Origin of the sequence: Mucilaginibacter conchicola (assembly GCF_003432115.1) — a bacterium.
GTDB classification, from domain to species: domain Bacteria; phylum Bacteroidota; class Bacteroidia; order Sphingobacteriales; family Sphingobacteriaceae; genus Mucilaginibacter; species Mucilaginibacter conchicola.
The window spans coordinates 21293-35799 of the sequence record NZ_QWDC01000004.1; the positions used below are offsets into that span (position 1 = coordinate 21293).

13 protein-coding genes are annotated in these 14507 nt (G+C 44.5%); 11 read left to right on the forward strand and 2 right to left on the reverse strand.

Going from position 1 to position 14507, the window contains the following annotated elements; translation table 11 throughout:
- Positions 1-125: 125 nt before the first annotated feature.
- From D0C36_RS20790 to D0C36_RS20825, 8 genes are all read left to right on the forward strand, one after another.
- Positions 126-1424, forward strand: a complete 1299-nt coding sequence (locus tag D0C36_RS20790; RefSeq protein ID WP_199502106.1) for an epoxide hydrolase family protein — start codon at positions 126-128, stop codon at positions 1422-1424.
- Positions 1425-1457: 33 nt separating this feature from the next.
- Positions 1458-2708, forward strand: a complete 1251-nt coding sequence (locus D0C36_RS20795; RefSeq protein WP_117393652.1) for an MFS transporter — start codon at positions 1458-1460, stop codon at positions 2706-2708.
- Between the two features lie 82 nt (positions 2709-2790).
- Complete coding sequence (locus D0C36_RS20800; protein WP_117393653.1) at positions 2791-3267, forward strand: nuclear transport factor 2 family protein; 477 nt, start codon at positions 2791-2793, stop codon at positions 3265-3267.
- Between the two features lie 7 nt (positions 3268-3274).
- Complete coding sequence (locus D0C36_RS20805; RefSeq protein WP_117393654.1) at positions 3275-4492, forward strand: epoxide hydrolase family protein; 1218 nt, start codon at positions 3275-3277, stop codon at positions 4490-4492.
- A gap of 99 nt (positions 4493-4591) precedes the next feature.
- Positions 4592-5332 (forward strand): SDR family oxidoreductase, encoded by a 741-nt coding sequence (locus tag D0C36_RS20810; protein WP_117393655.1) that lies wholly within the window; start codon positions 4592-4594, stop codon positions 5330-5332.
- Positions 5333-5565: 233 nt separating this feature from the next.
- Positions 5566-5973, forward strand: a complete 408-nt coding sequence (locus D0C36_RS20815; protein WP_117393656.1) for a winged helix-turn-helix transcriptional regulator — start codon at positions 5566-5568, stop codon at positions 5971-5973.
- 216 nt (positions 5974-6189) lie between these two features.
- Positions 6190-7245: an alpha/beta fold hydrolase gene (locus D0C36_RS20820; RefSeq protein ID WP_117393657.1), complete on the forward strand. Its 1056-nt coding sequence runs from the start codon at positions 6190-6192 to the stop codon at positions 7243-7245.
- A gap of 72 nt (positions 7246-7317) precedes the next feature.
- The gene (locus D0C36_RS20825; protein WP_117393658.1) at positions 7318-7773 is read left to right on the forward strand and encodes an organic hydroperoxide resistance protein; all 456 of its coding nucleotides are present in this window, start codon (positions 7318-7320) and stop codon (positions 7771-7773) included.
- A gap of 79 nt (positions 7774-7852) precedes the next feature.
- Here D0C36_RS20825 and D0C36_RS20830 read toward each other — a convergent pair whose 3' ends face one another.
- Together D0C36_RS20830 and D0C36_RS20835 are read right to left on the reverse strand one after the other, a co-directional pair.
- Entirely contained in the window at positions 7853-8446 is a 594-nt protein-coding gene (locus D0C36_RS20830) for a TetR/AcrR family transcriptional regulator (protein WP_117393659.1), read from the reverse strand.
- On the reverse strand, positions 8447-10045 hold the full coding sequence (locus D0C36_RS20835) for an ABC-F family ATP-binding cassette domain-containing protein (protein ID WP_117393660.1): 1599 nt from the start codon (positions 10043-10045) through the stop codon (positions 8447-8449).
- A gap of 231 nt (positions 10046-10276) precedes the next feature.
- On the opposite strand from D0C36_RS20835, the gene D0C36_RS20840 reads away from it, so the two are divergent.
- The 3 genes from D0C36_RS20840 to D0C36_RS20850 all read left to right on the forward strand — a co-directional run bounded on the left by D0C36_RS20840 (position 10277) and on the right by D0C36_RS20850 (position 14426).
- Positions 10277-11308 (forward strand): sensor histidine kinase, encoded by a 1032-nt coding sequence (locus D0C36_RS20840; RefSeq protein ID WP_117393661.1) that lies wholly within the window; start codon positions 10277-10279, stop codon positions 11306-11308.
- Positions 11289-12050: a LytR/AlgR family response regulator transcription factor gene (locus D0C36_RS20845; protein WP_117393662.1), complete on the forward strand. Its 762-nt coding sequence runs from the start codon at positions 11289-11291 to the stop codon at positions 12048-12050. The genes D0C36_RS20840 and D0C36_RS20845 overlap by 20 nt, the downstream gene beginning before the upstream one ends.
- Positions 12051-12176: 126 nt before the next feature.
- Positions 12177-14426 carry a sensor histidine kinase gene (locus tag D0C36_RS20850; protein ID WP_117393663.1) on the forward strand — a complete coding sequence of 750 codons (2250 nt, stop codon included), beginning with the start codon at positions 12177-12179 and terminating at the stop codon, positions 14424-14426.
- The last annotated feature ends 81 nt before the right edge of the window (positions 14427-14507 follow it).

Genomic DNA, 14507 nt, shown 5'->3' on the forward strand with positions numbered 1-14507 from the left:
TCGCCACTGAGATTGCCCGATACAAGGACGAAAAAGTCCACTTAACCCATTTGGCAATGTTGTTTAATGCTCTCTGAAAATACTTTTGGTATATCAAATAAATCAAAAACAATAATCTTAACCAAATGAAAATCTTCAACAAAGTCTTAAAAAGCACAGCGCTATGCAGCTTTATGTTGCTGTTTAGCTTAAGCGGCTTCTCACAAAACGAACAGTCAAAAAGCGGTTCTCCGGCAAATAACAATGATCAAAGTATCCGTCCCTTTAAGGTTCATATCTCGGATGAAGCAATTGCAGATATGCGCAAAAGAATTGCAGAAACACGCTGGCCGGCAAAGGAAACTGTTGTAGATGCATCTCAGGGTGTTAAAACAGAAAAGTTAAAAGCCCTTGCCAGCTATTGGGCAACCGACTACGACTGGCGAAAAGCTGAAGCCAAACTGAATGCTTACCCCCAGTTTATCACCAACATTGATGGATTGGACATCCACTTTATTTATGTAAAATCTAAACACAAAAATGCGTTGCCATTGATCATGACACATGGCTGGCCGGGCTCTGTTTTTGAACTTTTAAAAACCATTGGCCCGCTTACCGACCCGACCGCATTTGGCGGAAAAGCAGAAGATGCCTTTGACCTGGTGATCCCCTCGATACCTGGCTTCGGTTTTTCTGGTAAACCAACGTCAACAGGTTGGGATTCAGATCATATCGGGCACGCCTGGGATGAATTGATGTCACGTTTGGGGTACAAGAAATATGTTTCCCAAGGCGGGGACTGCGGCTCGGTGATCTCGCAGCGCATGGCAAAAAATAAAGAAAAGGGCCTTATTGGCATACACGTAAACATGCCTGCCACCGTACCTGCCAACATTGCTAAGGCATTAACGGCCGGTGAAAAAGCGCCGGAAGGTCTTGCGGCAGATGAGCTTGAAGCCTACAACACCCTTGATAAATTTTACAGGAACAGCACAGGCTATTCTGGTATGATGGTTACCCGCCCACAAACGATAGGTTATAGCCTTTCTGATAATCCTGTAGGACAGGCGGCCTGGATATATGACGAATTTGCCGGCTGGACCTATTCTGGTGGCGATCCCGAAAAATCCCTGACCAAAGATGAAATGCTTGATGATATCTCTCTCTATTGGTTAACAAATACCGGTGCTTCTTCTGCAAGGATCTACTGGGAAGATCATTCCAACAATTTCAACGCGGTTGATCTGAACCTTCCGGTGGCGGTTACCGTTTTCCCGGGCGAAATTTACAAAGCTCCGAAGAACTGGGCGACCAAAGCGTATCATAACCTGATCTATTTTAACGAGGTTAACAAAGGCGGGCATTTCGCAGCCTGGGAAGAGCCTCAGCTTTTCACAGAGGAAGTGCGTAAAGCATTTAAAACACTGCGTCCGCTCGCCAAATAAAATAACAGGGCTGATCATTCTAAGTATCATATTATGGAAACTACTTTTTGCGCGTCACCGGACGTCGCCAATGAACGCGAAACAAAATCTTTGAGAAAACAGCATACAACCCTGGGATTGATCAGCCTTGTTTTAGTGTCGCTTGCCCTGCGTCCCTCACTGGTATCCGTGGGGCCTGTACTGCCAATGATCTCCAGGACATTTCAACTGTCCCATACGGTTGCAAGTTTGCTGACGACGATCCCGGACCTGTTGATGGGTGCAATGGCTTTGGTAAGCCCTTGGTTATCCCGGAAGTTTGGCAGGGACAGACCGATCGTTTTCGCCATGGCCGTTTTATCTGTTTCTACAGTTGCAAGGGCATTTTCTCCTAATGTGCTGACACTGCTATTGACAACCGCAGGAGTAGGCGCCGGCATCGCGGTAACAGGGGCTCTTTTGTCGGGCTTTATTAAAGGTACTTTTCCTCAGAAAGCAGCGATGGTGATGGGTGTTTATACAACATCACTTGCAATAGGAAGTACTTTGTCTGCGTTTTTGACAGCGCCCCTCGCAGCTTATTCAGGAAGCTGGCGATTCGCTGTCGGCATTTATTCGCTGATATGTTTTGTCGGGACGGTCTCATGGTATATACTCAGCAGGCAATCAAGGAACACTGATACGATGACTACCGAGTTGGTGGCCCCGCGCGCTGCACTTCCCTGGAAAGAACTGCAGGCATGGAAGATCGCCGTCTTCTTCGCATGCAATAACCTGCTTTTTTACGCATTACTGGCCTGGCTTCCCGGAATGCTGATGGAATCGGGTGCGCCAAAGGCGAGTGCTGACAGTGTGTTGGGTTACCTTACCTCTGCGCTCATTATCGGGACACCTCTGGTCAGCAGTTTGTCACGGAAGAGTGACCGACGTGCGTGGTTGGCAGGTTGTTCCATCCTTACACTGGAGGGACTACTAAGCCTGACTTTCCTGCCTGAATTTTTCCCCTCAGCCATCGTATTCATGATCGCCTTTGGACTCGCCGGGACTTTTACTCTTGGTATGACGCTTCCTTTGGATAACACAAGCCACGCAGAGGAAACAAATGCCTGGACAGCATTTACATTGCTGATCGGTTACGTTGTAGCATCAGCAGGCCCGCTGGCAGTCGGGATCCTGCGGGATTTTTGTGGAAGTTTCACTACCTCTTATTATTTCCTTATCACGGTCGCAGGAACTATGCTGGCATTTTCGCTAATGCTTAAACCACGAATGGAATCCGGGAATTTCAGGAAGAATGTGAGGTGAAACGGAGAAGAAAATGAAATGTAATGAAAGGCGAAATCATAAGAAACTTAACCAACATCAATAAATCCATAGATCTAAAACCATGAACACGAAAACCTTAAAAGAGCTGAAGACCAAGGATGATATCAGAGATCTGATGGCCAGATATGTCCGCCATGCGGATAACAAGGAATGGGAAAAATTAGCAGGACTGTTTGTTCCGGATGGTACGTTCACGCCCTTAAATGTTGAAGGCTTACCCATTTTGACCATGGTTGGCCGCGACCAGATTTTTCAAACGATATGGGAAAGTGTCGGAAACGCCACAGCTATTCACCATCTGTTTTCCTATGAGGTTGATATTCAATCGGATGATCATGTAAATGGTGTCTTTGCTATGGAAGACTATCTGATCAGGCCAGAGGATCAGCAGGCTCACGAAAAGCCTGATGCGGGCGAGCAACAATTTAAGTCAATGCACGGCTTTGGTCACTATCATGTGGAATTTATAAAGGTCGACGGCGAGTGGTCGATCGCAGGGCTTGTACAGACGAGAATCAAATTAGACTTTACTTATTAGATAGATTATGAAAACGGAATTAACACCTTTTACGATTAACGTGGCAGATGAGGTTCTACAAGACCTCCGTCGCCGATTAACAGATACGCGCTGGGCGCAGGATTTAAATAATGAAGATGAATATTACGGTTTAAGCACATCTTTTCTCAAAGAATACGGAGACCATTGGTTAAATAGTTATGACTGGCGAAGCGCAGAGAAAGGTCTCAATGCGGTCAGTCAATACCGCATCGATGTGGACGGACAGCCGGTTCACTTTATCTATGAAAAAGGGAAAGGGCCTAACCCAACCCCGATTATCCTCTCACATGGTTGGCCATGGAGCTACTGGATGTGGAGCAAATTGATTGGACCGCTCACCGATCCTGCAGCCCATGGAGGCGATCCTGAGCAATCTTTCGATGTCATCATACCATCCCTGCCGGGCTTTGGGTTTTCCACTCCGGTCAGCCGACCTGACCTGAATTTCTGGAAGATCGCAGATCTGTGGCACACGCTGATGACGGATGTATTGGGCTACGACAAATACGCAGCTGCAGGAAGCGATTACGGTATGCTGGTAACCGCTCAACTGGGGCATAAATATGCAAATGAGGTGATCGGCATACACCTGGGTCACGAAATGCCGTTAACGATCTTTCAAAGCGAGAGACCATGGGACCTTACTGAAGGCAACCTCGTACCTGCCGGCCTCCCGGATGAGGTACGCGACGAGATCATTCATTTCCAAAAAACCTTCGCATCTCATGTCGCCGTGCATATGCTCGATGCCCAGACACTGACCCATTCCCTTAATGATTCACCGATTGGAATGCTGGCCTGGATATTACAGCGCTGGAAAAAATGGAGTGACAAGAACGCTGATTTCGCTGACCTTTATACAAAAGACGATGTGATTACATTCGCAATGATCTACTGGGTCAATCAGGCGATCGGCAGTTCGATAAGGGTGTATTCAAATGCGAACAGATATCCCTGGAAACCGTCTCATGACAGGACGCCTGCGGTGGAAGTTCCTGCAGGTTTTTCATTATTGGTAGGAGAGGTCTATCCGCCATTCGCTACCGTAGAAAATCGTGTAGCGATGCTGAAAGACGGACCCCTTGCACAACAGTTTAACATCGTCTATGCCAAAGCATTTCAGAACGGCGGACATTTTGGTCCCTGGGAGAATCCCGCGGCATTTATTGAGGGTATCCGCGGTACTTTCAAATTGTTAAAGTAATGTCAATAACACTGGAGATACTGGTATCATCGATGATACTGATATAAAAATTATATCAGATGTGTTTTACATTTGTCCCAACAAAAAATTAAAAAGAAAATGGCAAATTTAAATGGAAAAAAAGCCCTGGTAACAGGTGGCAATAGTGGCATAGGTTATGCCGCTGCAATAGAATTAAAAGCGCAAGGCGCTGATGTTATCATAACTGGCCGTCGTGAAGAGGCAGTCAATAAAGCTGTTGAGGAACTTGGCGTAACCGGTATGATCGCAGATCAGGGTTCGGTTGCCGATATCGAAAAATTAGCGGCTCAGGTTGCGGATAAATTTGGTAAACTGGATATCCTGTTTATTAATGCAGGTGTATTAGGCGGTGCCGGCATTGAAGGTGCTACCGAAGCTGATTTTGATTATGTAATGGATGTAAATTTCAAAGGCGCATTTTTCACTTTGAGCCGCTTCATCCCTATCTTAAATGATGGCGCTTCTGTGGTTTTCCTTTCATCGAACGTAGCCAGCATGAACGCCGCAAATGCTTCAATTTATTCATCAAGCAAAGCTGCTCTTAATGCAATCATGAAAATCGCCGCCGTAGAATTGGCACCACGTAAAATTCGTGTAAATTCTGTTAGCCCGGGCCCAACGCAAACGGAAATTCTGAACAAATTAGGATTAGATGATGCCAGCCGCAAAGGTTTGGATGATTATATGATCTCACGAATTCCGTTGAGAAAAATTGGTACCGCAGAAGATGTAGCTAAACTGGTATCATTCTTCTCAGGAGAATCAGCAACGTTCATTACCGGTGCCGAGATCGTAATTGACGGTGGTATGAGTTTGTAAGGCAACAACCCTGTTTGACACAGTAGATATTTTAAAGGGGCGCCGACCTTTTAAGACGGCAAACCATCGGCTTTGTTTTTGAAGTTAGGGTTTATTGTTACTGCCTCCCGGGAGAATTTCCCGTGGGGCAGTTTTTATTATTTAGTATATTGTCAAGGATCGGGCGACCCGTATGGCAGAACCCGGCATCTTGTCAGAATATTTCAATTCGAATTGGTAATTTTATTATTATAATGAATGAAGAGCAGTTAAAAAGAGCAAGTCTTGTGCTTTCGGACCCGCGAAATCACAAGGAAGAGGTTCAGGCACTCCAGGACACGATGTATGTTATCGGAGGTAAATGGCGGTTGTTAATCATCAATTCGATTTGTAACGGCAACCGTCGCTTTCGTGAGATAGAACGGAGTATCCCGGGAATTACGACCCGGATGCTCTCCCGCGAATTAAAAGACATGGAGATTAATCGCCTGATTAAACGCACAGTAACACCGACCATACCCGTAACAGTCGAATATTCAGAGACCGATTACTGTTTGTCCTTCGGCAGCATTATACTGGAAATGATCCAATGGGGCAAAGAACACCGCGAACGCCTGAGAAGGGACCTCGCCGATGAGGCGAAAGAGGGTCCGCAGAAATAAACAAGTAATAACTTTGTAATATGATGGCCGGGCTCTATGCCTGGTTATTATATTCTCCCTTGGTAACGGGCCTGTAATTCACAATCCTTTTTGTCTGGTTAAAACAGGTAATTGTCCGTTTCGCACGGATTGTGGTTCGTAAATTTTTGTTCTTGTTTGATATTCGTTTCAATAGCCGCAAATAACGGCAGTGGTAATTTAACAAGATAGGAAATCATGAAACGCACAAACACATTTAACCGACGCAAATTCCTGGGTGTAGCCGCCATGGGTGTTGCAGTTTCAAAATTCATTGGCCTCGGATCAGTTCAGGCGAAGGAGATCGATCATAATAATAATTCCTTGAGGCATGCCCGGACCGATCTGAAATCGTTTAGCATTAAACAGGTTAAGACCGGTCAATTAGATATAGGTTATGCTGACGAAGGCCCCAAAAATGGACCAGTTGTAATATTATTACATGGCTGGCCTTATGACATTCATGCCTTCGCGGATGTCGCACCAATTCTGGTAGCTAAAGGTTACCGCGTTCTTATCCCACATCTAAGGGGGCATGGTAGCACCAGTTTCCTATCTGCCGCTACTCCAAGAAATGGCCAGCAAGCAGTGATTGCGCAGGATATTATCGATTTTATGGATGCATTGAAGGTAAAAAGTGCTATCATCGGTGGCTTTGACTGGGGTGCCCGCACGGCGGATATCGTTGCTGCGCTTTGGCCGGCACGCTGCAAAGCGCTGGTTTCTGTGAGCGGATACCTGATTGGCAGCCAGGAAGGTAATAAGAAGCCTCTGCCACCAAAAGCAGAATTATCGTGGTGGTACCAGTTTTACTTTTCCACCGAACGTGGCCGCCAGGGTTATGCGGCCTACACGCATGATTTTGCAAAGTTGATCTGGCAGACTGCTTCACCGCAATGGAAATTTGACGATGCAACTTTTGACAGGTCCGCGGCATCTTTCAGCAACCCGGATCATGTAGCCATTGTCATTCACAATTATAAGTGGCGCCTTGGCCTTGCTGAGGGAGAAAAAAAGTTTGATGACATAGAGAAGAACTTAGCGCAGGCACCATCAATCGACGTACCGGCTATTACGCTGGAAGGTGACGCGAATGGCGCACCTCATCCCAAGCCCGAAGATTATGCGGTACGTTTCAAATCAAAATATGTCCACCATACTATAACTGGTGGGATAGGGCACAACCTGCCGCAGGAAGCACCACAGGCCTTTGCCGATGCCATCATAGAAGCGGATAAATTAGCATCTAAATAATTTACGTTAATAAATCAGCAGACGATAGAACGATCTGCTTCATACAATTAAACATTAATATAAAACAATATCATGGGAAACCAACAAATTTTCGAATCAAACGGCAACGGTTCAGCAATTGATAAAGTACTTTATACCGGTAAGGTACATATCACCGGTGGCAGAGATGGCTCTGCGAAAAGCACCGACGGGCATTTAGATGTCAAATTAACAAGTCCAGGTACTCCGGGTGATGGTACTAACCCTGAGCAGCTTTTTGCAGCAGGCTGGTCTGCTTGTTTCATAGGTGCAATGCGCCACAATGCCTCGACTTTGCAGATCGCCCTGCCGGATGACCTTGCAGTTAATGCTGAAGTGGACCTGGCTTTAGGTAGCGAAGGTTTTGCCCTGCAAGCCCGCCTTAATGTATCATTACCAGGTTTAAGCGATGACGATGCACGCAAAGTAATTGAAAAAGCACACCAGACCTGTCCTTACTCAAAAGCTACACGCGGAAATATAAACGTCCAGATCAACCTTATCAGATAATTGGGTCTTATCATCTCTCGACCAGGACAACAAAAGGGGAGAAGGTTGCTTCTCCTTTTTTGTTAGTGTCTGGAACCGCCTATGGCCTTTTCAATACTAAGCGCAGCACTAACTCTTTTCGCTCTTGGATGATCTGGTCAAAGTCCTCTTTCGCGATTTGGAAAAACTGCCGGTACAGCGGAGCCATCATGATCGGATAGGACAAAAGAGCAAAAAGGTTCATCAGGAAATTGACAGGGCTCATTTTTTCGATCCGACCGGCACTGATCTCTGCCTCCACTTCTTCCAGAAAAATTTGTACAGGGCCCGCTTTGATTTCCGCAACAAGTTGTTGTCCGGCTTTATTTAATTCCGTGACCATAAAAGTCTCCTCATAAGGAAAAGACATCATTTCTTTTAAATAAATATCTATGATCTCGGTCACCTTCTCTTCAAATGAAGCGGATGAACCCATGGCATCGTCCAGCCTGTTGCTTAGGGCGATCATCGATTCCTGGAAAACCTGCATGATCAACTGATCGCGGGTTCGGTAATAGTAATGTACAGCAGAACGGTTGATCCCTGCTGCGTCTGCTATTTCCTGGGTGGTAGCAAATAGTTTTCCTTCTCCAAACAACATCCGTTTGGTGGTATCTTTGATCAGTTGCTCTGTCCCTGTATCTTTTAAAGGCATTTATGAACGTTTTAAGTGAATATGTTTATTTATTTTCATCCCGTCAATAAATGCTTTATCGTGAGATACAACAAGCATTGTTCCCTTATAGATATTGAGTGATGCCGTAAGGGTTTCGAGACTTTGTATGTCTAAATTATTGCTGGGCTCATCCAGTATCAACATATCCGGAGCTTGATCCAGGACCGAGAGGCAGCAAAGCGCTAATTTCATTTTTTCACCACCGCTCAAGTTCCCGCATTTCCTGTCCCAGCTTTCTTTCGGAAATTGAGAATAGATGAGCAAGGACTTTAGTTCATGCTCCTCCAGATTGCGGGCGTTATACCCACTAAGCTGTTCGTAAACGGAGCGAGCGGGCCTGATCATCGAGTAATCTTGGTCAAGATGTAAAAAATTAAATTCCTGTAGTATCAAACTACCTGATGATGGTAACATTTTTCCTGTAATTAAACCGATCAGTGTCGATTTCCCCGTACCATTATCTCCGGAAAGTTGAATACGTTCACCGGAACGTATCTGGAATGATAACGGTAATTCCCAAAGATGTATATCGTTATAACTATAATTTAATGCTTCGGCGTCGATCAATAATTTACCTTCATGCAGCGCAGGCGACCCAATGTCAATCCTTAGCACCTGGTTCTGCTGTATCTGTGAGCGGAGTTCCTGAATATCACTGATCAACCCTGCGTTCTTCTCCTGATGGGTATCCATCAGTTTGGCTGTGCTTTGCTCCGCTTTGCTCTTGAGGCCGCCTGAAATGATCCGCGGTAACGAATTGCTCTGACCCAATGACCTGCCACGTGATTCTTTCCTTTGCCGCTGTTCTGTCAGTTCCCTTGCTTTTTGCTGCGTTTGTTTTAGTGTTTTTGCCCGTTCGTCCAGTTGCGACTGAAGTGCGGTGACCTTGTTTTCTTTCTGTAACCGGTAAAACTCATAGTTGCCGCCAAAAACCTCCAAACCAACACGGGTCATTTCGATCGTCTTCGTAATGCTGTTCAAAAGCGTGCGGTCGTGACTAACCATTAGTATGGTGGCCGGGCTTGATTCGATGAGTTTATAGACTGCTGATCTCCCTGACGCATCAAGATGGTTGGTGGGTTCGTCCAGAACGATCACGGCGGGTTGCCAGATGCTGATGCCGGCCAGAAAAACTTTGGTTTTCTCGCCACCGCTTAGCTCATTCAGACGCTGTTCAAAGCCTAAATGTTTGAGTCCCCATTCATTAAGAGCGGTCCTTACCTTTGTTTCGATCTCCCAGTCATCTTCCAGCTCGTCATACAAAGAAAGGTCGGAACTTCCTTCTGTGATCAGCTCGATCGCGCGAAGCTTTTTATCTGCCTTAAGTACTTCTGCAATGGTCAAACTATCGTACTCGCCAAGATGCTGTGGAACGAACCATGAGATTTCATTGGTTTGAACCTCGCCGGCAGATGGCAATAAATTACCCGCAACTATCTTTAATAGTGTTGATTTTCCAACACCATTGTTTCCAATAAGAGCGGTCTTCTCTCCGTTTGCGATACTCAGGCTTAACGGGCCGAATAAACTCGATTTATCCGGATGCTCGTAAATTATTGTGTTGATGCGAATGCTCATAGAATGATATTAAGGTAGTCATCACTTTTATTAAACAATTTTATTCAACAAAATTGTTTAATAAAAGTTAATTCTCCAAATTTGCTTTGTTATATTCGTTGTGAATATTGTCCTGTTTGCCGGCGACTTTGTCCGTTTCACCCGATTAATGAATAATAAGGCATGCACAATTGTATTTTTGATAGTTGGTCGCGTTAGGCGGTCGTCCTCAAAACTTTTAGATGATAATTTATGAATTATAAGGTATCGCAAAAAAATATCAGGATAGCACCTTCCGTGATCTGGGGAAGTTCGATATTTATCGGGCTTCTATCATCTGTTCCCCAGATCGCCGCGATGCATTTCAACCCTGCGGAGGCTGCGGTAAACGCTGCTATAACAGCGGCATTTGCGCTGGTTATGTGGTACTTTAACATCTACATGCTGAGCCGTGGTTCAAAACATAAGCCTTCACAATCGATATCTTATTCGAGACTTTACAAAAGTCTGCTTTTTGGCCTTATTGTGATGCTTGGGCTGGCCTGGATACAGCAACTCATATTATCCCACATCAATTTCGGGCCTGTAATGCTCATGGTAGAGGTTCGCGGCATACTTATCAATCTGGTCTTTTATATGTTCTTGCATCTCGTGCAGCAGAATTATGAAAATCAGACGGTCAGCATGGAGCTGGAACGGATAAAGAACGATAACCTGGGCGCCCAATATGAACTTCTGAAGCAGCAGGTTAACCCGCATTTTCTATTTAATAGCCTCAATACCCTAAGGGCCATGGTGGAGACCCAAGATCCAGATGCGATTGATTTCATATTAAAATTATCGAATTTTTATCGCTACACCTTGGAAAGCAGAAAGCTTGACCTAATCCACGTTCATGAAGAAATGGAGATCTTAAAAGCATATCTTTTTTTGCAAAATGCAAGGTTCGAGGGAGGTTTTACTTTTCATGAGGATCTCCCTGACGAGGTATTGAAAACACTGATACCCCCGTTCACGCTGCAATTGCTCGTCGAGAATTGTATCAAACATAACGTGGTTTCGCTTGACAACCCCTTGCACCTCAGTCTATATGCTGAGGGACAGAAGATCATCCTGGAAAATCTTATCAGACTAAAAAAGTCAGAAGCCGGTTCGCTGGGTGTGGGATTAAACAATATACAATTGCGGTATCAGCACTTGATCGAGCGTGAGATCGAGATTAACAATGACGGTAAATTATTTCAAATTAAACTGCCAATCATAAATGAACATCATCATCATTGAAGACGAATTAAAGACCGCAAAGTCTTTGGAAAATATGATCATTAGCCTCCGGCCCGGAGCAAATATTACCGGGCGCTATCAAAGTGTTGAAAGCTCCGTTGCTGCTTTGTCTGCAAATGGGCAACCTGATCTTATCTTCATGGATATACAATTGGCCGACGGCCTTTCTTTTGAGATATTCAAAGAAGTGAAGATCACCTGCCCGGTAGTATTTTGTACAGCTTATGATGAGTATTCACTCGATGCCTTCAAAAGCAATGGCGTTGATTATGTTTTGAAACCTTTTTCGAAAGACGACATCCAAAATGCGCTTACAAAGGTGGACGAACTGAAGAATTTTTTCCAGCAGAAAGGCGTTCCTGATCTGGGAGAATTACTGGGGAGATTCAGTGTACCGGAAGGGAAAACAACTTTTTTGGTTTTCAAAAACAACAAATACGCTACCATTCAAACCGAGGATATCGCCTATTTCTATATCCGGAACGAAAGCACGTCGATCATGTGTTTTAATAAACAGGAATACGCCATCAACCAGTCACTGGACCAGGTTGCCGGTGCAGTGTCCGCAAAGCAGTTTTTTCGGCTGAACAGGCAATATCTGATCAATTTTAGGGCGATAAATGAAGTTGAACATTATTTTATGCGTAAACTTTACGTTAAACTCACTATCGAAACATCGGAAAAGTTGCTGATCAACAAAGAAAAGTCACACAGCTTCCTCGCCTGGATGGAAAATCGGTGAGATAACATTCGAAGGACCTTAATAAAACCGCAACGTAATAATTATCTGTAATGATCGGGGGGGACAGGATTGGTGGAGAGCCCCACTCTGCTCGGTATTTCGAAGCGCCGGAACCCAATCTTAATTATGAAATATAAATTTTTGATCACAGTACTGTTTGTTGTTGCTTCGTCAGCTTTAAGGGCTCAGGAAGTGGAAGAAACCCCTCAGCAATTATATAACAGGCTGAGGAAAATGCCGCGAGATACGGCAAGATTATCGACATTGTTAAAGCTTGCAGAAGCTTATACGTATATGCCTCCGCAAGCCGAACGGATGGATACGATCGCTTTTATCTTGAAAGAAGCGAAGCAGTTGAATGTAAAATTTAATGTACAAAAGTTCACTAACCATATCGATATTCTGGATGCGCAGAATAAGTATGACAGGGACCAGAAGCTCAATGTTGAATCCCTTTTTCTCCCAATTACAGAACGCTGTAGAAAAACCGGTGATATGGCGAATGAATGCCGTGCCTGGCAGGCACTAGGCTTGAATGCGGGCTCTGAAAAGAGGTCCAAATCATATCAAATAGACTGCTTCCAAAAGGCTCTGGCGTTGGCTGTAAAATTAAACGATAATCAAAATGCCATCGACATCATCAGGAATATAGCTCAGCTTAATTTTGAGCAGGGGAACAATTACCTCGCCGAAAAAGAAATACTTCAAATCATAGATCCCCAAAGAAAGGCTTCGGTCAATAATTTGATGTATGCTTATGACCTTTTAAGCAGGGTATATTTCAGCGATGCAAATTATCACAAAGCAATGATTTATGGGCTCAAGGCTATTGAAGCAATGCGCCAGGCCCGTGACTCCTCCTACGCTTACGAGTTCTATTCCCGTATATCCGCAATACATAAAACACTAAATAATTTGCCGGAAAGTTTGGAATGGTCGTGGAAGGCTTATCGTCAGGTTGTAAAAACTAAAGAGCGGCCATGGGTCATCGTCTACGCAAAAACGAATGTGGTAAAGCGAATGCTGGATTTGAATAAAGTGAAAGAGGGCCTGAGTTTCCTGAAAGTAAAGCCTGAAGAATATGCAAAGTTTGACCTTAATTCAAAATGGCAATATTCCTGGCAAATTGGCAATTGCTACCAAATGTTAAAAAAATACCAGCTTGCCAGGGAAAGCTTTTTTGAAATGATCAGGCTCGTGACCGTTGACTCGAATTATTTTTCTTTGAATGTGAAAGGGATTTCGTACCAGAGTCTGGGTGCTTTTTATCTCGAGACCAAGCAAAATCATCTTGCGAAACAAAATTTATTGAAAGCGCTGGAGTTTTTTAGAAAGGACGAATCCGTTGTCTTTTTAAAAGATGTCTATCAGGCGCTGTTCAGAGCAGACTCAGCGACTCACAATTATCAGCAGGCGATTTCATTTCTTTTAAAGCGGGATAAACTCAAAGACAGTATTTTCAATATTGAAAAAAGCAAAAAAGTACAGGAATTACAGGTCGTTTTTGATACCGAACAGAAAAATAAAAATATTAATGAATTGCAGGCTAAGGACAAATTACAGCAATTGAGTTTGAAAAGTGCCGGGGACATGCGAAATCTGCTGATTGCCGGATTTTTGATGTTGATCATTATCATGATGCTATTGTACAGGCAAACGCAAGTTTCTAAAAAGAACAGTAACCTTATTCAGGGTAAAAATCAAGTTCTCGAGCGTTTTCTAAAAGAGAAAGAGTGGTTGCTCAAGGAGGTTCATCATCGGGTGAAGAACAACCTCCACACCGTGATCTGTTTGCTGGAATCGCAGGCCAGGTTCCTGAAGGACGACGCGCTGAAAGCGATCGAGACCAGCCAGAACCGCATATTCGCCATGTCGCTCATTCATCAGAAATTGTACCGTTCAGAGGACGTTAAAACGATCGATATGGCGGAGTATATACCGGAATTGATCAGGAACCTGGAAAAAAGTTTTGATTTGTCGGAGCAGATAGGTTTTGAGCTCGATATCGCTTCGGTTTCTCTGAATGCAGGCTACGCAATCCCACTTGGACTGATCATCAATGAAGCGGTTACCAATGCTGTAAAATATGCATTTCCTGAAGGGAGACCCGGTCGCATCTCAATACTTTTTTACTGGTTCGAAGAGGAGATGGTACTGACGATCGCAGACAACGGTGTTGGCTTGCCGTCTCATTTCAAACACCGTTCGGTCCAATCCCTGGGAATGGACCTGATGAATGGCTTATGTAATGATATTGATGGCGAGATATCCGTTGACTCGAATATTGGAACAAGGATCATGGTAAGTTTTAATCCTTCCGGGGACTTTGACGATAAGGTGCCTGCTAGCAGCCGTGAAAATGATCATTGGAGCTGATCGCGTGAATTTGTCCGGTTTTAGGCAATTTCAATGTCGTCCATTCCCGCTTGGGAATGCCTGCCTCAGCCACGGATTTGC